This window comes from Gemmatimonadota bacterium (genome assembly GCA_040882465.1).
Taxonomy (GTDB): domain Bacteria; phylum Gemmatimonadota; class Gemmatimonadetes; order Longimicrobiales; family Gaopeijiaceae; genus JBBEBG01.
In genome coordinates this window covers 284,126-302,791 of the sequence record JBBEBG010000026.1, presented here as the reverse complement: position 1 = coordinate 302,791, position 18,666 = coordinate 284,126, and the positions used below count along the sequence as shown (strand labels likewise).

Genomic DNA, 18,666 nt, shown 5'->3' with positions numbered 1-18,666 from the left:
AGGTGCCCTGTTACTCCTCGTCGTCGCGCCTTGCCGGCGCGGCGCATCGGCACCCTCGGTGCTCTACGAACTTCTGGGACGGGACACTAGTAATGGAGTGGTTGGCGATCGTAGGCGTTCTCCCCTGGATTCTCATCCTCCTGACTTTTGTGCTCGGATTTCGGGAACCGAGGCCTCTTTTGCCGGCGCCTGCCTCGGGCGACCCGCCGGTCCTTTCTCTCCCCTCCGTCACCATCGTCGTTCCGGCGCGCAACGAAGCGCGAAATATCGCGGCGTGCCTCGAATCCCTGGCCGCGCAGGAGTATCCCGATTTTTCGATCCTAGTCGTGGACGATCGGTCCACGGACGGAACGGGCGTCCGTGCGCGCGCCATCCCTCCTGGGAATGCCCGCGAGATCCGGGTCCTGGACGGCGAGCCCCTGCCATCGGGCTGGTTCGGTAAGCCGTGGGCCTGCCATCAGGGCGCGCGCGCCTCCGAGACCGATTTCATCCTCTTCACCGACGCCGACACGTTTCACACGCCTTCCCTCCTCCGGCGAGCGGTGGCGGGAGCCGGCGAGGATCAGGCCGAGGCGCTTTCGCTCAAAGGATGGCAGGTGCTGGAAAGTATTGGCGAGCGCCTCGTCCAACCCCAGATTTTTGCCCTTCTCGGGATCCGATACCGGCGATTGGACCGGCCGATCGCCCGCGAGCGATCCCGCGACGCGATCGCGAATGGGCAATACATCCTCTTGGAGCGGCGGGCGTACGAGCAGGTCGGGGGGCACGGCGCGGTGAGAGGCGAGGTCGTGGAAGACCTTCGCATTGCCCAGGTTCTTACCGACGCCGGATTCCGCCTGACTCTCCGGGGGGCCGAGGACGGCTTTTCGACGCGCATGTACCACTCGCTCCGCGAGGTCGTGGACGGATGGACCAAGAACCTCGCGGTCGGGGCGCGGCAATCCCTGGGAGGGTGGGCACCCCTTGCCCTTCCAGGGATTCTGACCTTCCTTCTCGCCTTCTGGGTCGCGCCTCCGGTCGCCCTCCTCGGGTTGCTCGCAGAGGCTGCGTTAGGAGGGAGTCCCTCCTCGGCCCTTCTGGCCTGGGCGGCAGGGGCAACCGCTCTGGGGCTGTTTTTCTGGATCCTCGTCTACCACCGCTTCGGCGTCTCGCGCCTCTACGCTCTCCTCTTCCCCCTGGGCGCTTCGATCGGGGCCTGGATCGTCGTGCGGAGCTGGCTGAGGGGCGAACGGAAGGTCGAATGGAAGGGACGGCGGTACGCGCGCGGCGAAGCTGCGCAGGCAGAGGCGGAGGAATGACCGCGGCAGCTGACGCGGCCGCGCGCGGCCGGGACGAACCGCCCGCCGGGACGAGACACGAAGCTCGCGATCGGGCCGCGCTCCTCAGATCCATCGCCTTGGAGGCGGGATTTTCCCTGGCGGGAGTCTGCCGCCCGGATCCCTCCGCACACGCCGCATTCCTAGATCGGTGGCTCGCGGAAGGAAGGCAGGGAGAAATGGACTACATGGCGCGCCCCGAAACGGTCGCGCGCCGCCGGGATCTCGCGCTGGCGTTTCCGGAGGTCCGGAGCGTGCTCGTAGTCGCACACCCTTACGGGGACGGAAACGCCGCAAGCCCCGTGGACGATCCGTCACGCGGCGTGATCGCCCGGTACGCCGTAGGTCGGGACTACCACCGCGTCCTGAAGGGGCGCCTCCGGCGCCTCCACCGCCGATTCGAAGCCGGGGTGGGCGAGACCATTCCCGCTCGCGTTTACGTGGACACCGGCCCGATCCTCGAGCGGGAGCTCGGTCTTCGGGCCGGACTCGGATGGTTCGGGCGAAACACGATGCTCATTCACCCCCGTAAGGGCTCCTATTTTTTTCTGGGGGCGCTTCTGCTCGGGACGGAGCTGGAGCCGGATTCGTCCTTCGACCGGGATCACTGCGGAAGCTGCCGGGCCTGCCTGGACGCCTGCCCGACGGGGGCTCTCCTCGGGCGGGACGAAACCGGCGCTCCGCTGATGGACGCACGGGCCTGCATCTCCTACCTCACGATCGAACACCATGGCCCGATCCCACGGGAGCTTCGCCCCGCCCTGGGGAATCGCATCTACGGATGCGACATCTGCCAGGAGGCTTGTCCCTTCAATCTCCGATTCGGGGAGGAGCCGGGGGATCCGGGATACGCGGCGAGGGAGCCCGGCGAACCCCCGGCGGGGGTGGAGCCGGTCGGCGTGGGGGGCAGGTCTCAGGGGGACGCGAAACGTCCCCTCCATCCCGGGACGAAGGCGCCCGGCCTCGTCGAGCTCATGCGGATGGACGAAGCCGCCTGGGATGCGTTCACCCGCGGTTCGGCGATCCGCCGCGCCGGATACGCCGGGTTCCGGCGAAACATCGCCGTCGCGTTGGGAAACTGGGGGGCGGAGGACGTTGTTCCCCCTCTGACCGACGCCCTCGCCGACCCGCACCCCCTCGTCCGGGGCCACGCCGCGTGGGCGCTCGGGCAAGTGGGATCCCCCTCCGCCCGTGTGGCCCTCGGCGCTCACCTCGCCCACGAGGGCGACGATTGGGTGCGGAGCGAGCTTCTCGCCGCTCTCGGGTGAAAGCTGGGATGGTCCTGTAGAGCACCGATGTACGGCGCCTTGGCGCGTGCTTACATTCCAGCACTCGCGGGGAGGCCACTTCGACACACACCCGCGAGATGACTTCGGCTCCCTCCATGCCACTTCGGATCCACGCCTCGCCGGTCGCTCTCGTCCTGGGCATTCTCGCCCTGGCGACGCAGCCGCACCTCCACGCCGATCGAAACACACCAGTCGAGTCCGGCTCGTACGGAGCCCGAGCCGTCGGCGACCTCACGGGCCATTCGCCCGGTACGGTCGCTCCGACGGTTGAGTCTCCCTTCGGATCGGGCTCGGTGGGCGCGCGAGTGCGTCGTGCCTCCACGACCACGGGCGCGAAGGATGCATTTCGTCCGACCCCCCCGCGACTTCCGCTCGGGCGCCTCCTCCGAAACGCCGAAGCCGCGAGATCCGGGATCCCCTTTTCGGGATCTCCGGTCGGCGCGACGCGCTCCGGCTGGACCACCGGAACCCCGCCTCCCGCAGGACTCCTTCTCTAGCGTCCTCCCGGGAGGAGCTCTCGTCCGCCCGGGCTCGGTCACCTTTGGACCGTCTCCGCGTGGGCCTTCGCTCCCCGCGAGAGGTGGTCCGCGCCAAGGGAGTCCATACATGTTGTCCTCGACGCTTCTCCAGTTCGCGGAGAGGGGTGCGTTCGACCCCATCGCGATCCTCTTTTTTATCGGTGCCGCGTTGTTCCTCTATGGAACCTGGGTCGTGCTGCGACGTCCTTCTTCGGAAGAGGACGACCTTCCGAAAGGAAAAAAAGGAGGCACACCCAGGTGAACGCAGCCGTCATGGCGCTCAGGATGGTACGACGTGTGGCTTGATCTCCTGATTCTGGCCGCCGGCCTCACCCTGCTCGTATTGGGCGGGGACGCGCTCGTGCGTGGGGCCTCCGACCTCGCGAGGCGGATGGGGGTGGCTCCCGTGATCGTGGGTCTCACCGTCGTAGCCTTCGGGACCTCGACGCCGGAGCTCGTGGTGAACGTGGCCGCGGCGCTCCGGGGGAGCACGGAGATCGGATTTGGAAACGTGGTGGGATCGAACGTGGCCAACATCGGTCTGATTCTGGGCGTTTCCGCGCTGATCACACCGCTCGCGATCCATCGCACCCTCGTGGTGCGTGAGATCCCGATGATGCTCCTCGCCTGCGGAGTGGCGATCACCCTCGGATGGCAGGGCCCTGGAGGGGCGAGCGGTGCGGGGTTCGGGCGCTCGGACGGCGTGATCCTTCTTCTGCTCTTCTCGGTCTTCCTCTATTACACCTTCGCGGATGCCCTGCGGCAGCGGCACGACGCCTTTCTCGACGCGGTGGCGCCGCAGGAGGGTCCTGGTCCCCTGGCACCTCCCGTGCGGGCCATCGCGACCATGGTTCTTCTCATGACCGGAGGACTGGCCTTGCTGATCGCGGGCGGGGAGTTCGCGGTGCGAGGTGCGACGGGGTTCGCGCGGGGGATCGGCGTGGCGGAGGCCGTCATCGGGCTCACCATCGTTGCGGTGGGCACGAGCCTCCCGGAGTTCGCGACCTCCGCGCTCGCGGCGTACCGGGGCCAAAGCGATGTCGCGGTGGGCAACATCGTGGGATCGAACATCTACAACATGCTCTTCATTTGGGGGATTTCGGTGACGATCGCGCCCAGCCCGGTTCCTGCGGGTGGGATGGTGGATCTGATCGTGATGACGGCGTTTTCTCTTCTTCTCGTTCCCCTCGTGCTGACCCAGAACCGACTGAGCCGCGCCGAGGGGGCTCTGATCCTCGCCGGCTACGTCGGTTACATCGGGTGGCTGGTGGTGCGTTAGGCCGCCCCGGGGGCCCCGTCCGGGAGTGTGGCTTCCCCGCCGGTTCCTTCGCATATTGCGAGTCGGAGGTCGGCCCGGGCCCACCTGATGGGCCATGGCCGCGCTCGACCGCCAGGAGGAGGCTCCATGACCGTTCGCCGAACTCGCCTTTTTGCGTCTGTTGCCGCCGTTGCCGCCCTTTTTGCCGGCATGTCGCCCGCCGCGGGGCAGGTACAGCTCCGCGATGCCGGCGACTGGGTCATGCCGCGAACCGCGGACGGACGCCCGGACCTCCAGGGGAATTGGACCAACGCCACGTTGACGCCCCTCTCGCGCCCCGCGGGACAGGCTCCCGTTTTCACCCGCGAGGAGGCGAACGGAGTCGAGGCACGCCAGGAACGGGCGCTCGAAGAGGGGACTGCGGCGAGCGATCCGTATCGCCCTCCACCCGAGGCGGGGGGGACGAATCCCGTCTGCATCGATTCCGCGACCTCTTGCTACAACGAGGTCTATCGGGACCCGGGGGAGCGGGTGGCGATGGTGAATGGCGAGCTTCGCAGCTCGCTCATCACCTTCCCGGAGGACGGGCGGGTTCCCACTGTCGTTCCCGAGGCGCGTGAGCGGGCGGCCGCGGCGAGGGCGCGCACCGCGGGATTCGGGCAGTACGATCATCCGGAGATCCGGCCGATCGCCGAGCGGTGCCTCCTTTCCTTCGGGAGCAATGCGGGCCCGCCGATGCTTCCGAATGGCTGGTACAACAACAACTACACGATCGTGCAGACTCCCGATCACGTCATGATCATGACGGAGATGGTGCACGATGCCCGGGTCATCAGGATTGGGGACGGCCCGCGCCTACCCCCGGATGTGCGACCCTGGCTCGGAGACTCGTGGGGGCGCTGGGAAGGCGACACGCTCGTCGTCGAGACGACGAACTTCCACCCCCTCCAGCAGTTCCGGGGGATGCCGTCGGACAACCTCCGGGTGATCGAGCGATTCACTCGCTCGGACGACGAGACGATCCTCTACGAATTCACGATCGACGATCCGACCACCTATGCGGAGATCTGGGGTGGCCAGGTTCCGATGCAGCGCCTCGACGGGCTCGTGTATGAATACGCGTGTCACGAGGGGAACTACGCCCTTTCCAACATCCTCAGTGGGGCGCGGTACGAGGAGCGGCTCGCGACTCAGGGCGAGGCGGAACCGAGGTAGTCGAGGGGCGCTCGATCCAAGCGACGCGGGACTCCCGGCGAATGGGGTTCCCGCGCCGCCTCTTTTTTGGGGGCGTCCCCGCCCGCTACCGCCGGAGTGCCCCGTACACCAGGACGGGCGACTCTCCGCGGAAGTTCACCGCCCCCTGTCCGCCGCCGCCCCGCCGCTGAATCATCCCGATATAGGCGAGGTCGTTCACCGGATCGATCCACATCCAGGTCCCGTCGATTCCGAACCAGGAGAAGGACCCAACGGGCTCGCCGATTCCGTTTTCCGGAGCCGCTGTCACCACGCGTCCCCCGTATCCGAATCCGCCTCCGCCAAAAACGCCCCGCAGGTCGCCGATGTGATTGGTCATCATCAGCGCAATGCTCGCAGGATCCAGGATGCGCGCCCCATCGAGCTCGCCTTCGTTCAGGAGCATCTGCGCGAAGCGGGCGTAGTCGTGTGTGGTGGAAACGAGCCCACCGCCGCCCGATTCGGCCGTGGTCCGCTCGAAAAAGCTGTACGCATCGGGATAGACCGCGTGTTCGGCAGTCTGGCTGTTTCGCTGGGAGACCGTCGCGAAGTGGCCCCGGTCCGCCTCCGGCACCGCGAATCCGGTGTCCTCCATCCCGAGCGGCCCGAAGATGTGTTCCTCGAGGTACTCGCCGAGGGACTGTCCCGTAAGCCGTTCGACGATCGCGCCCTGGAGATCCACGGCGATCGAATAGGACCAACGTTCACCCGGCTGAAAGAGGAGCGGGATCTCGGCGGTCCGGCTTACCACCCCGTCCAAGTCGGGGCGGGACGACGGAGAATCCTCCTGAAAGGCGCGGTCCACCGCGTTCGCCGCGCTGAGTCCGTATCCGAATCCCGCCGTGTGGGTCATCAGCTCGTTCATGTTCGGAGCGCGGGTCACCGGAACCGTGTTCGAAAGGTCGGCCGGGTCCACGACCACCCGGAGATTCGCCATCTCCGGGAGAAACTTCGTAATCGGATCTTCGGGCCTCCACAGCCCCTGTTCGTAAAGCTGCATCATCGCGACGCCGACGATGGGCTTGGTCATCGAACGAATGCGGTAGATCGTTTCCTCCGTGATCGGCGGACCCCCGAAGCTCTGGGCGCCCCACATGTCGAAGGTCACGACTTCGCCGTCCTTGAGGAGAATGTGCGCGAGCCCGGCGACCTCCCCCTTCTCCACCGCTTCCCGCATGCGGGCGTTGAGGGCGGTGAGTCCCTCGGCCGTGAAGTCGTCCGAGTTGCCGACCTGGTCGGCCAGGGTCGGCCACTGCGTCGTCGCGACTCCGGTGCCCCCCTGCGCGGCGGCGGGGCCGGCGGCGAAGGGAGCGGCCAGGAGAACGAGAAGCCAGAACCGCACCAGTACCATCGCGCGCCTGCGTGACATGACTAGGGTCTCCGCATGGGGATTCGCGTTCCCGGGAGGGGTCGCCGATTAAATACCGAAGTCCAAGCTAGGTGGGCCCTCGGGGCGGCGACAGGGCGAGTTGACCGATCGAGGATGGGAAGTGTAGATCCTCGTGGCGCCCCTGAACTCAGCACATCCGGACTCTGGAGGGAAGATGAGAAACACCGCGGCGAAGGGCCGGTCTCGAGGGTGGCGACTTCTCATGTGGGCGGCGTTCGGCGCGCTCGGTCTCTCCTGCGCGGCGTCGGAACTTCAGGCCCAGGACCCACCCGCGATCGCCGAGAATCGGGCGCTCACCGTGGGACTCATCGGGGCCGGGAACATGGGGGGGCCTCTGGGGCAACTCCTCGCGGCAGCCGGCCACCAGGTTGTTTATTCCTCTCGAAATCCGGCGGAGCTCATCGAGCTCGTGCAGTCGGCCGCGCCCCGGGCGGCCGCGGCGTTCCCGGACGCGGCCGCGGTCTTCGCGGATGTCGTGATTCTCGCGGTTCCCCCGAGCGCTATTCCCCAGCTGGGCGAAGACATCGGGCATCTCCTCGTGGGAAAGGTCGTGATCGACATCACCAATCCGCGGCTGGACCGGGACGGCCCGATCACCAACGAGTGGCTGGAGATGGGGACCGGAATGGCGATGGCCCAATACCTTCCAGGCGCCCGGATGGTGAAGGCGTTCAATACGTTGGGCGCGAACATGCTCGGAAACTCGGTCCGCCCCGATGGTCGCATCGGCGTGCCGATCGCGGGGGACGACCCGGACGCCGTCGCGATCGTCACGGCGATCGTGCGGGACGCGGGCTTCGACCCCGTCGTCGTCGGGCCCCTCGCCCGCGCGAAGGACTTCGACCGCGGCACCCCGGTCTGGGTGACGGGGATGACGGGGGCGGAGGTCAGGGAAGCGTTGGGGCTTCCACCGGGAACCTGACTCCCGGTGAACCGCCGTTTTCATGATGATTGCCGCGCTTCATGCCCGCCCATACTGTGAATCTGCCGCTCTCGCATCCCCCGGCCCAATGGCTTCCAGACCCAGGAAGATTCCCATGTACCGATCTGGCTTCCTCCGCATGAGCGCTGCTCTCACGATGCTCGCTGCCCTCGGAACCGCCTCCGTCGGCGCCCGTGGAGCCGCGGGTCAGTCCATCCCGATGGCTTCGCCCGAAAGCGTCGGCATGTCCTCGGAGCGACTCGAAAACCTGACGGCCACGCTACAGCGCTACATTGACACGGACATGATCGCGGGTGCGGTGAGTCTCGTGGCGAGGGACGGAAAAGTCGTCCACTACGGAGCGCAGGGGCATCGTTACGTGGAAGGGAACGATCCGATGCCGACCGACGCGATCTTCGTGATCATGTCCATGACCAAGCCGATCGTGAGCACTGCCCTCATGATGCTCTTCGAGGAAGGCCATTTCCTTCTCGACGATCCGATCTCGAAGTTCATGCCGGAGTTCGAGAACAAGACGGTGCTGGTGGAGTCGGACGAAGGGTGGAGCCGGGTTCCCGCAGAGCGCCCAGTCACCTTCCGCCACGTCCTGACACACACGGCGGGCGTGGACCCGCCGAATTCCGCGCTCACCGAAGAAGAGAGGGAGGCCTCGCGCCGCCGTTCCACGCTCGAGGAGACGATCTCCTCCGAGGGTCCGCTCCCCCTCGCCTTCCAACCGGGAGAAGCGTGGAACTACGGAAGTTCGACGGACTACGTCGCTCTCCTGGTGGAGCGAATCTCGGGGCAGCCCCTCGAGCGGTTCCTCCAGGAACGGATCTTCAACCCGCTCGGGATGGTGGACACGCACTACAACGTCCCCGCGGAAAAGGTGGACCGAGTGGCCGCCGTCTACAGTCCGAGCGGCCCCGGGAACACGATCGAGCTGAGCCGGGCGCCGGAGCCGCGCGCGCCGACCTCGTATTTCGGCGGCGTCGCGGGACTCTCATCCACCGCGGCAGACTACTTCCGCTTCGCGCAGATGATTCTGAACGGCGGTGAGCTCGACGGCGTGCGGATCCTGAGCCCGACCACCGTGAACCTCATGATCTCGAATCACACCGGGAACCTGCCGATCTACATCCGCGGGGCGGACGCCTACGGTTTCGGGCTCGGGTTCAGCATGATCACGGATCCGGCGAAGGCCTTCGAAACCCTGACGCCGGGCTCCTTCGGATGGGGTGGCGCCTGGGGTACCGTGTTCTGGATCGACCCCACCGAGAGGACGATCAGCATCATGATGATCCAGATTTCGTCTTACTCGCACTTCAACATCCGCCGCGACTTCCCGAACATGGTCCAGCAGGCGATCGTCGAGAGCTACCACGGCGGATCGCAAGTTGTTCGGGGCTACCAGTCGATCGAGCGGTAGGGTTTCCACCTCCCTCCTCGATCCCTAGAAGAGTTGATATCCCGGGGAGGTGAAGTTTCCGGGGAGGTACGAAACCAGGAAGGGCCCGTAGGCGATCAAGATCAGGATGATGGTCGCGAGGACCCAGTATCGGTAACGGTCGAGTTTGACCGCCCATCCGGTCGTCGCCGGCCCTTCGTGCGTGACCGTGAACGGAATGTCCACGGTGCCCATCATCTTCTTGCCAAAAAGGGCGGTTCCCACGAGGACGAAGAAAAAGAGCATTCCACCCACGAACATCAGGGTTCCGCCGAGCCCGGTGAGCATCCCCGCGAGGCGCCATGTGGCGTCGTCATAAGGTGCCTCCATGATCAGGGTGCGGCGGGGCATGCCGTTGAGCCCTCCCGAAATCAGACCTCGCGCCATGATGAGGACCCCGAGCGCGTAGAGCCAAGCCTGCGCCCGGGCGAGCCCACGCCCGACGAGCTCCCGGCGAGTCAGGTAGGGGACGAGCCAGTATGCGATCCCCATGAAGGAAAGAGTGACCGCCGAGCCGACGGTCATGTGGAAGTGCCCGGGGATCCACGCCGTGTTGTGGATGACCTGATTCAGATTGTACGAAGCGTTGATGAGCCTCGTGATGCCGCCGAGGGTGAAGGTGAGCATCGCCAGGATCTGGGCCAGGAGGGCCGGATTCTTCCAGTCGAGCTTGAGAAACCAGCTCACCAGCCCCTTTTCTCCGCGCCGGCGCGCTCCGATCTCCAGGGCGTACATGATCGAAAACGCCGTGATGAGCGAGGAAAAAAAGACGCCGAAAGTGAGCGTCGCGTGCACCGCTTTCATCCCCGTGGCAATTCCTGGGTCCGCGTACTGGTGGTGGAATCCAGTCGGGATCGAGAGGAGGAGGAAGAGCACAAAAACGACCCGGGTGAGCGAGTCGCTGAAGAGCTCGCCTCCGGCGTGCTTCGGCACCATCGCGTACCAGGAGACGTAGGCCGGAAGGAGCCAGAAGTAGACGATTGGGTGGCCGGAATACCAGAAGAGGGTCCGACTGAGAAGCGGATCCACATTCTCGACGAGCCCGAGAGACCAGGGGAGGAGGAGTGCCACGACCTCGACCGCAATCCCGATCGATGCCAGGCACCACATCGCGTACGTGGCGGTCGAGATGAAGGCGAGAAGAGGGATTCGTTGTCGCGGATTCTCCCCTCTCCAGCCGGCGAGGGCGACGAAGAGCGCGACCGCGATGATCCAGGTGCTCACCACCAGGAGCGCCAGCCCCAGGTAATAGCTCCAGTGCGCCATGAGGGGCGGATAGAAGGTGTAGAGGACCGAGGCACGGCCCGTCGCCATCGCGAAGGCGGCGAGGAGGAAGCCCATGACCATCGATCCGAAGGCGGCCCAGAGCAGCCCTCCGTTGAGCGGCCGCGCGAGCGCCCGGGCGGTCGTCAGCGCGAGGAATCCGTTCGAAAAAGCGAAGGTGAAGACGATGGCGTTCACGACGCCATGCACCGTCAGCCCCTGATGGTAGGTCCGCATCCTCGGGAAATACTGCAGAATGTCGATTCTGGCGTAGTTGAGCGCCTGCCCGAGGCCGTTCAGGATGCCGATCGAAAGGGCGAAGAAGGCCAGATAGATCATCCAGCGGATGACGCGGCGTTGGCCCTCGGGGAGCTCGAATCCTTCGGGACTCGCGACGACCGGCGTGCTCATTCGACGCCCTCCACGATGATTGTTCCGTGCATGAGATGGTGCCCCACGCCGCAATATTCGTGGCAGACGATGCGGTGCTCGCCCGGTTCCTCGAATGTGTACGTCAGGCGCGCGATCTGCCCGGGGATCAGCATGAAGTTCACGCGGGTCCCCTCGATGTGGAGCCCGTGGACGACGTCCGTCGCCGTGGCGATGAAGGTGACCTCGGAGCCGGCGGGGACGCGGATCTCGCTCGGCTGATAAGCCCACGCCATCCCCAGCATGACGACTTCGTACCGGCCGGGCGCGACTTCCCTCACACCCGGCTGATCGAAGGGAGGGGTCGCCCGCACGGCGGCGGGATCGATCGTCCCGCCCCATCCGGGGAGGTGCATCCCCATTCCGAAGGCCGAATAAAAGAATGCCCCGAGAAAGACGAGGAGCATCGAGGCAGAAAGCGTCAGGAAGATTCTCTCAATCTTGGCCGGAGTCATCAGATCACATTCCCAGGAACTGGAAGTAGATGGCGGCCCACATCCCGGCGAGCACCATGATGTAGAGCATCATCAGGAAGAGGGTGCCGACCGGCGGCGGAAGCTCGTCCCCGTTCCCCCGATCTTTCGTCGGATCAGGATCCATGGTCTTCCTCTTCCTCGGGAAAGTCGAAGGTGACTTGGATATATCGGGCCAATAGCCAGGCGAACCCGACAAAGACGCCCGCGATCGCGATGGCAAGGAGAAACGGGCCGCCCTCGACCGGGAGGCCCGCAAGGAAGTCGCTCAGGGTGTGCCAGACGAATAGCGCCATGGCGGCGCCCACCACGAGGAAAAAGGCGAGAACTGCGCCGAGGCGGACCGCGCTCACGCGGGGGTTGGGCATGCGATGACTCCCCGTACGGCATATGAAGAAGTCCGACTCGGGCAAAGTCCCGAGCCGGCGGTTCGTCAGCCGTCGCGCCCCGACATGCTCACCTGGCCCCGGGGAGATGTTCTCCCCCCGGAGTGAGCGCGGGGGAAGGGGTCATGCGGGTGGCGCGTTGCAGGGAAAGAATCGGGGACGGTGCGGAGTCGCATAAGTGCCTCCCGCCCTCTGCGGGCCCGCGGGTACCGGGACGATGCCGTGCGCGCCGACGAGGCGGGCTGCACCCGGGCCGACCCCAGAGCGTGGTGTCCGGAATCGGACACCCTGTTCGGGGCCGGTCAACTCACACCCCTTCCCCCGAAGTCACGCGTCAGTGTAAGATCATTTACAGCAGTATGTTACATCAATCGGTGACTCTGGTATGGTTCTTCCTTCTGGAGCCCCACCAGCGGAGGCATCCCCGTACTGCACATGCGAACGAGAGGACGATAGATCCATGCACCAACGACCCATTCCCCGTCCCTTCCCCGGCGCGACACGTTCTCGCAGCGGTCTTGCGCGGTGGCGGTCGAACCGGGCCCTGCTCACAGCCGTGGCGGCCTTGATGTTCTCAGGAGCCCGCGCCGAGGCACAGGAAGGAAATCCGGCGTTTCCCGGGACCGGGGCCACCGCGTGGGAGCTCTCTCTCGAAGAGGCCCTGGCGATCGCCCGCCAGAATAGTCCTGCCTACCTGCAGATTTCGGAGGCGACCGAATCCGCGGACTGGCGGGTCCGGGAAGCCTACGCGGCTTTCCTGCCGACTGCCTCCGCGACGGGATCCATGCAGTACTCGGGGCGCGGGCAGCAGCTTATCGGGAGCTTCACGGGGGACGACCTCGGAGCGGCGAGCACGGACTATTACATCTCAAACTACGGGCTCAACGTGAACTACTCTTTGAGCCTTGGGCAGTTTTATGGCATCGCGAGCAGCCGCGCCGGTCGGGAAGCCGCGGGCGCGAGGGTCGAGGCAGCAGAATATGATCTCGAATCCCGCGTCGTCCTACAGTACCTGGCCGCGCTCCGCGCCACCGAGGCCACGGAGGTCGCGGTCCGGCAAGTCCGTCGCGCGGAGGAGAGTTACGCCCTGGCTCAGGCGCGAGCGGAGGCTGGCGCCGTCCCGGGAACCGATGTACTTCAGGCGGAGATCGAGCGGGGGCGCATGGCGGTGGGGCTCGTGCGGGCCGAAAGTGCGGCGAGGGTGGAACGCGCCCGGCTCCTTGAAATCATGGGGGTGGTGAGCGAGGCGCCGCTGTCCCTGGTGAGCACCTTCGAGGTCTTCGATCCGGAGGAGAGGGTCGGGGCCGTCACACCGGAGCTGGTCGGCCTTCATCCGGAAGTCCGGGCGCTACGTGAGGCGGAAAGGGCGAGCGGCGCGAATGTGCGGCAGGCGCAAAGCACGTATCTTCCCACCCTCAGCTTCAGCGCGGGGTGGTCAGGGTTTACGCGCCAGATCGGGAACAGCGACTTCCTCCTGGCCCAGGCTCGAAACTCGGCGGCGGGGCGGCGGGCGGACTGCGAGTTCTGGAACTCGATCTCGGCGGGGCTCTCGGGTCCCCTGGACGGTTACCCGCGTGACTGCACGGGATTCGTGCTGGACGCGGAGACCGAACAAACAATCCTGGCGTCGAACGAAGTATTCCCCTTCGACTTCGAGAAGCAGCCGTTCTCGCTCGCGATGCGGCTGACGATGCCCATCTTCCAGGGACTGAGCCGCCAACGGCAGATCGAAGAGGCGGGCGTGCAGGCGCGCGCGGCCATTCACGCCCGCCGGGCCGGCGAGCTCGGCCTGCGAACGGAGATCACGGCCGCCAGCGGAAACCTTCTCGCCGCATTCGACGTCGTGGAGATCGAGGCCCGGAATCGGGAGCTGGCCGTCGAGCAGCTGGACTTCGCGCAGGAGCGCTACCGGCTGGGGGCCGCGCCTTTGCTTGAGCTTCTGGATGCGCAGGGCTCGGCGGCGACCGCCGAGCGCGACTATCTGAATGCGGTTTACGACTTCCATGGGGCCCTCGTGGAGCTCGAACGCGCCTCCGGGTTGCGACTTCGCCCGGCGGAGGTCGAACCGTGACGCGTTACAGCGCGCGGGGTGCTTCCCCTACCGAACCAATGAGCTGAAATCATGGATATCATACGCGACCCCGCGCCGAAGAAGCGCAAGCGCATCATCCAGGCCGCCGCCGGTCTCGTCGTCCTCGTTCTGGTGACGATCGGGGTCCGCCAGCTGCAACCGGCGGCGCCCTCGGTCGATCGAACCACCGTATATACCGACACGGTGCAGCGGGGAACGATGGTTCGGATGATCCGGGGCCCCGGGACGCTCGTTCCGGAGCAGAGGCGCTGGATCACGGCCGTGACCTCGGGACGGGTGGAGGACGTGCTCATCCTTCCCGGGACGGAGCTAGAGGCGAACACAGTCTTTCTCCGTCTCAGCAATCCTGACGTGGAGGTCGAACTCCTCCGGGCCCGACAGGCGTTCAGCGATGCCGAGACGCGGCTCGTGACGCTTCGCTCGTCGCTCGAGACCGATCGGCTCACGCAGTCGGGCGCTCTGGCCCAGGTTCGGGCCCAGTACTCGGAGGCCAAGCGACAATACGAAATCAATCGGGCGCTCTCGGAGCGGAATCCCGACCTGGTGGCCGCGGCCGAGCTGGCGCGCACGAGGGAGTCAGCGGAGGAGCTGGCGATCCGTCTCCAGGTTCAGGAGGAACGCCTGGCCGTGCTCGAGGCATCGGTTGACGAGCAGATCCAGGCCCAGGGCACTCAGGTGGAACGACTGCGTGCCATCGTCGAGTTCAATGAAGACCGCGTCGCTTCCCTGGACGTGGTCGCCGGGGCCGCCGGAGTCCTCGCCGAACTCCCCGTGGAAGCGGGACAATGGGTGACGGCGGGCGGAACGCTTGCAAGGATCGTCCAGCCGGGGCGCCTCAAGGCCGAGATCCGGATCCCGCAGACGCAGGCGCAGGAGATCGCGGTCGGCCAGGTCGCCTACATTGACACCCGAAACGACACGATTCAGGGACATGTGAGCCGGATTGACCCGGCCGTCACGAACGGGACGGTCACGATCGACGTCGCCCTCCCGGAAGAGCTTCCCCGAAGCGCGCGCCCGGATCTGAGCGTGGATGGGACCGTGGTGATCGAACAGCTGGACGACGTGAATTACATGGGGCGGCCGGCCTACGGCCAGGCGGAGTCGCGCGTTGGGGTCTTCCGGCTGGTCGAGGACGGAGCGTATGCGGAGCGGGTGTCCGTGTTGCTGGGCCGGAGCTCGGTGAATGAGATCGAAGTGCGAGAGGGACTCGTCCCGGGGGACATCGTGATCCTCTCGGATATGTCCCAGTGGGACGGATTCGATCGCGTGAGGCTGAGATGAGCGAGACGCTCCACGACCTCCGGATCGCGGTCCGGAGCCTCCTCCACCGCCAGAGTCTCGCGCTCGGGGTCGTACTCACGATGGGACTGGGGATTGGGGCCACCACGACGATCTTCGGGATCGTGGACGGGGTCGTGCTGAAACCGCTGCCGTACGACGATCCGGGGCAGTTGGTGGTGGTGGGAGAAGGAGCCGAGTCGGTCGACCCGGAGACGGGGCTGCAGAGCCTGAACGCGAGCTCCACCCTCAATCTGCAAGCCCTGCGGGAGCGCGCTCGCTCGTACGCTCTGCTCGGGGCGCTCCAGGCGCTCGACGAATTCGTGGTTTCGGAGGAGGGTGCGGCCTTCGAGCAGCGGGTTCCGGCCGCGCGCTTCAGCGAGGAGGTCTTCCAGATCCTCGGCCTCTCACCCGCGCTCGGGAGGACGTTCGTTCCCGAGGAGTATGCCCCCGCGGGTCCGACGACCGGACCCGGGGCGAGCGTCGCGATGATCTCGTACGGCTATTGGCAGGCGCGGTATGGCGGTGACCCCGACGTGATCGGACGCCCCCTCGAGACCGGGGCCGTGGCGGACGCCCGGGCGAGCTCCATTATCGTGGGGGTCATCGAAAGGGGCTTCGTGGCTCCCGAATCGTTCTTCCCCTCCGGTTCCGAGCCCGACGTCATTCTGCCGTTCCCTCCGGGCTCAGTCGTCCGGGAGGGTGGGATGGTTCGCGTGACGGCTCAGAGCGCATTCGGAATCGGTCGCCTGAGGCCGGGAACCACCGTGGCCGCCGCCCGGATCGAGGCTGAACGCCTCTCCCCGGAGGTAGCCGCCGCCGCTCCGTTCCGGATCCAGGGCGCGAGCACGCCCACGATCGGCGTGAACGGCCTCCACGACCAGACGGTGGGCGGGGCTGCCCGGTCCCTCTGGATCTTTCTGGGCGCGGCCGGGCTGCTTCTCCTCCTATCGATTCTCAACGCGGCGACGCTTCTTCTCGCGCGCACGATGGACCGGGGACAGGAGCTCGGCGTCCGCACCGCGCTGGGCGCCGGCAAAGGAAGGATCGTCCGGCTCCTGATCGGAGAGGCGGGACTCCTCACCTTCGTCGGGGCCGTGATCGGCATCGTCCTGGCGTACGGGGGAATCGAGGCGTTTCTGCGATTCGCGCCTCCCGACGTACCGCGGCTCGGAACGATCGCGGTGAGCCTGCGGGTGCTGGGGGCGGCCGTGGGCATATCGGTCGCGGCTGGACTTCTCATGGGGCTCCTCCCCGCCCTTCGCGTGACGGCCAGGGCCCCATGGGAGCGCCTTCAGCGGGGAGCCCGATCCATCGCGGAGTCGCGGTCGCGCCTCAGGACGGGGTTGATCGGTGGCCAGCTGGGGCTTGCCATGGTCCTTCTTTCCGGTGCGGCCCTCCTCTTCGGTTCCTTCATGCGCGTCCGGAACGCCGATCCGGGATTCGTGACCGAGGAGCTGTTCACGACGAGCGGGTCGGTGGGGCCGATCCAGATCACCCGTACGGGACAGGCGTCTCGCACGACGATCTGGGAACAGTGGGATCCGGTCCTGGACCGAATCTCCGCCCTGCCCGGCGTCGAATCCGTCGTGGCGGCCTCCAATCTTCCCTTCCAGGCACCGTCCTGGGCACCCCGCGTCTTCCTTCCTGATGATGATCCGGAGACGATCCGCGAGGGAATCACCGGTTACGCGGTCACGTCGGGCTTCTTCGGCGCGATGGGGACCGAAGTGCGCCGCGGGCGCGGCATCGAGGCCCAGGACGGGCCAGACGACGAGCTCGTCGTCGTGGTGAACGAGGCCTTCGTCCGGACGCAGCTGGGCGGTCGGGACCCGCTGGACATGGTTCTGAGGCGTGAGACGACGGGACTCGGAACGACGGGTGAGATCGTTGCGATGCGGGTGATCGGGGTCGTGGAAGACGTGGTTCAGGGGCGGGCCGCCGACGGCGTTCGGCCCGCCATCTACATTCCCTACCGACAGGCGGACATGACGCAGCTGATAGCCTGGAACATCGCACTCCGGTCGACTCGCTCCCTCGAGTCGCTTCGGCCGGAGCTCGATGCCGCGTTGGCGGGCGTTTCAGCCCAGCCAGGCCGCGACCTGGCGACCATGAGCGACCGGATCGCCGCTACGCACGTCACACCACGCTTTCAGGCGATGTTGATCGGGGGATTCGCCTTCGTGGCCGTCTTTCTCGCAGCGATGGGGCTGTATGGGTCCCTCGCGCAATCGGTCCGTTGGCGCCAGAAGGAGATCGGCATTCGGATGGCGCTCGGCGCCGATCGCGAGTCGGTGTTGTCCCTGGTCTTGAAGGACGGACTGCGACTCGCGCTGGCCGGACTCGCGGTCGGCATGGCCGTCACGCTCGCGTCGTCGCGCGTTCTGGCGAGCCAACTGTACGAGATCGAGCCCACGGATCCCGTGACGCTTCTCGGCGTCGCGATCGTCCTCACGCTCGTCTCCGTCGCCGCATGCCTCGCTCCCGCGCGAAGAGCGACGTCCGTGGATCCCGTAAGGGTGTTGAAGAGCGAATGAAGGTTTGAAGGGTTAGACCGAAGCGCGGTACCCGAACTGCCTGAAGAGGAGAAACCGAGATGTCCACCAGCGGCCAGCCCCTGATCCACATGTACGCGCTGAGCAAGGTCTTCTACACCGAGGAAGTGGAGACCCACGCGCTGAGCGACATCCACCTGGACATCCAGACGGGGGAGTTCGTCTCCATCGCGGGACCCTCCGGATGCGGGAAGACGACCCTCCTCTCGATTCTGGGGCTCCTCGACTCCCCGACTTCCGGGAAGTACGTCCTCGACGGCGAGCCGGTGGAGACCCTGAGCGGCTCCCAGCGTGCCAGGATCCGCAATCAGGCGATCGGCTTCATCTTCCAGGCCTTCAATCTCATCGGCGACCTGAACGTCTACGAAAACGTCGAGCTCCCCCTGACCTATCGTGGGATGCCGGGTTCCGAGCGGAAGGAACGCGTCCAGCAGGCACTCGAGCGCGTCGGGATGGGGCACCGCAGCAAGCACTACCCATCGCAGCTCTCCGGCGGTCAACAGCAGAGAGTAGCCGTCGCGCGGGCCATCGTCGGAAAGCCGCTCATCCTCCTGGCGGACGAGCCCACCGGAAATCTCGACTCGAAGAACGGCGGGGCCGTCATGGACCTCCTCAAGGAGCTTCACAGCGAGGGGGCCACGATCTGCATGGTGACGCACGACCCGAGATATGCCCACCTGGCCGAGCGCACGATCCACATCTTCGACGGTCAGATCGTGGATGAGGAGGACGCGCGGAAGGCGCGGGAACTGGAGCAGAGCGGGTTTGACATCTGATGGGCATTCGGGCGCGCGGGCGCGGAACGGCCTCCCGC

17 protein-coding genes are annotated in these 18,666 nt (G+C 66.4%); 12 read left to right on the top strand and 5 right to left on the bottom strand.

The genetic code is table 11. The features are described from left to right. The first annotated feature begins 92 nt into the window (after positions 1-92). The 6 genes from WEG36_09305 (at position 93) to WEG36_09280 (ending at position 5,596) form a co-directional block, all read left to right on the top strand. Positions 93-1,298, top strand: a complete 1,206-nt coding sequence (locus tag WEG36_09305; protein MEX1257804.1) for a glycosyltransferase family 2 protein — start codon at positions 93-95, stop codon at positions 1,296-1,298. Next, on the top strand, positions 1,295-2,584 hold the full coding sequence (gene queG, locus WEG36_09300; GenBank protein ID MEX1257803.1) for a tRNA epoxyqueuosine(34) reductase QueG: 1,290 nt from the start codon (positions 1,295-1,297) through the stop codon (positions 2,582-2,584). The genes WEG36_09305 and queG overlap by 4 nt, the downstream gene beginning before the upstream one ends. Positions 2,585-2,700: 116 nt before the next feature. After that, positions 2,701-3,102, top strand: a complete 402-nt coding sequence (locus WEG36_09295) for a hypothetical protein (protein ID MEX1257802.1) — start codon at positions 2,701-2,703, stop codon at positions 3,100-3,102. Positions 3,103-3,211: 109 nt separating this feature from the next. Next, complete coding sequence (locus WEG36_09290; GenBank protein MEX1257801.1) at positions 3,212-3,385, top strand: hypothetical protein; 174 nt, start codon at positions 3,212-3,214, stop codon at positions 3,383-3,385. Between the two features lie 33 nt (positions 3,386-3,418). After that, positions 3,419-4,402 carry a calcium/sodium antiporter gene (locus tag WEG36_09285; protein ID MEX1257800.1) on the top strand — a complete coding sequence of 328 codons (984 nt, stop codon included), beginning with the start codon at positions 3,419-3,421 and terminating at the stop codon, positions 4,400-4,402. A 126-nt stretch (positions 4,403-4,528) separates the two neighbouring features. Then, positions 4,529-5,596: a hypothetical protein gene (locus tag WEG36_09280; GenBank protein MEX1257799.1), complete on the top strand. Its 1,068-nt coding sequence runs from the start codon at positions 4,529-4,531 to the stop codon at positions 5,594-5,596. Positions 5,597-5,681: 85 nt separating this feature from the next. Here the strand turns inward: WEG36_09280 and WEG36_09275 are convergent, their stop codons facing one another. Further along, a complete protein-coding gene (locus WEG36_09275; GenBank protein ID MEX1257798.1) occupies positions 5,682-6,983 on the bottom strand; it encodes a serine hydrolase domain-containing protein in 1,302 nt (433 codons plus the stop codon). A 175-nt stretch (positions 6,984-7,158) separates the two neighbouring features. Between WEG36_09275 and WEG36_09270 the strand changes: the two genes are divergently transcribed. Together WEG36_09270 and WEG36_09265 are read left to right on the top strand one after the other, a co-directional pair. After that, a complete protein-coding gene (locus tag WEG36_09270) occupies positions 7,159-7,926 on the top strand; it encodes an NADPH-dependent F420 reductase (protein MEX1257797.1) in 768 nt (255 codons plus the stop codon). Positions 7,927-8,041: 115 nt separating this feature from the next. Beyond that, complete coding sequence (locus WEG36_09265; protein ID MEX1257796.1) at positions 8,042-9,355, top strand: serine hydrolase domain-containing protein; 1,314 nt, start codon at positions 8,042-8,044, stop codon at positions 9,353-9,355. 24 nt (positions 9,356-9,379) lie between these two features. Here the strand turns inward: WEG36_09265 and WEG36_09260 are convergent, their stop codons facing one another. The 4 genes from WEG36_09260 to WEG36_09245 are packed head-to-tail and all read right to left on the bottom strand — an operon-like array spanning position 9,380 to position 11,906. After that, entirely contained in the window at positions 9,380-11,047 is a 1,668-nt protein-coding gene (locus tag WEG36_09260; GenBank protein ID MEX1257795.1) for a cbb3-type cytochrome c oxidase subunit I, read from the bottom strand. Continuing rightward, on the bottom strand, positions 11,044-11,520 hold the full coding sequence (locus tag WEG36_09255) for a cytochrome c oxidase subunit II (protein MEX1257794.1): 477 nt from the start codon (positions 11,518-11,520) through the stop codon (positions 11,044-11,046). The genes WEG36_09260 and WEG36_09255 overlap by 4 nt, the downstream gene beginning before the upstream one ends. Positions 11,521-11,524: 4 nt before the next feature. Then, positions 11,525-11,665, bottom strand: coding sequence for a hypothetical protein (locus WEG36_09250; protein MEX1257793.1), 141 nt, complete (start codon positions 11,663-11,665; stop codon positions 11,525-11,527). Then, a complete protein-coding gene (locus WEG36_09245; GenBank protein ID MEX1257792.1) occupies positions 11,655-11,906 on the bottom strand; it encodes a hypothetical protein in 252 nt (83 codons plus the stop codon). The genes WEG36_09250 and WEG36_09245 overlap by 11 nt, the downstream gene beginning before the upstream one ends. Before the next feature lie 586 nt (positions 11,907-12,492). Here WEG36_09245 and WEG36_09240 point away from each other — a divergent pair. From WEG36_09240 to WEG36_09225, 4 genes are read left to right on the top strand one after another with little or no spacing between them, the layout of a single operon-like run. Then, positions 12,493-13,995, top strand: coding sequence for a TolC family protein (locus WEG36_09240; GenBank protein MEX1257791.1), 1,503 nt, complete (start codon positions 12,493-12,495; stop codon positions 13,993-13,995). Between the two features lie 51 nt (positions 13,996-14,046). Next, positions 14,047-15,300, top strand: coding sequence for an HlyD family efflux transporter periplasmic adaptor subunit (locus WEG36_09235; protein MEX1257790.1), 1,254 nt, complete (start codon positions 14,047-14,049; stop codon positions 15,298-15,300). Beyond that, complete coding sequence (locus WEG36_09230) at positions 15,297-17,834, top strand: ADOP family duplicated permease (GenBank protein MEX1257789.1); 2,538 nt, start codon at positions 15,297-15,299, stop codon at positions 17,832-17,834. Before WEG36_09235 ends, WEG36_09230 begins: the two co-directional genes overlap by 4 nt. A gap of 59 nt (positions 17,835-17,893) precedes the next feature. Continuing rightward, on the top strand, positions 17,894-18,628 hold the full coding sequence (locus tag WEG36_09225) for an ABC transporter ATP-binding protein (GenBank protein ID MEX1257788.1): 735 nt from the start codon (positions 17,894-17,896) through the stop codon (positions 18,626-18,628). The last annotated feature ends 38 nt before the right edge of the window (positions 18,629-18,666 follow it).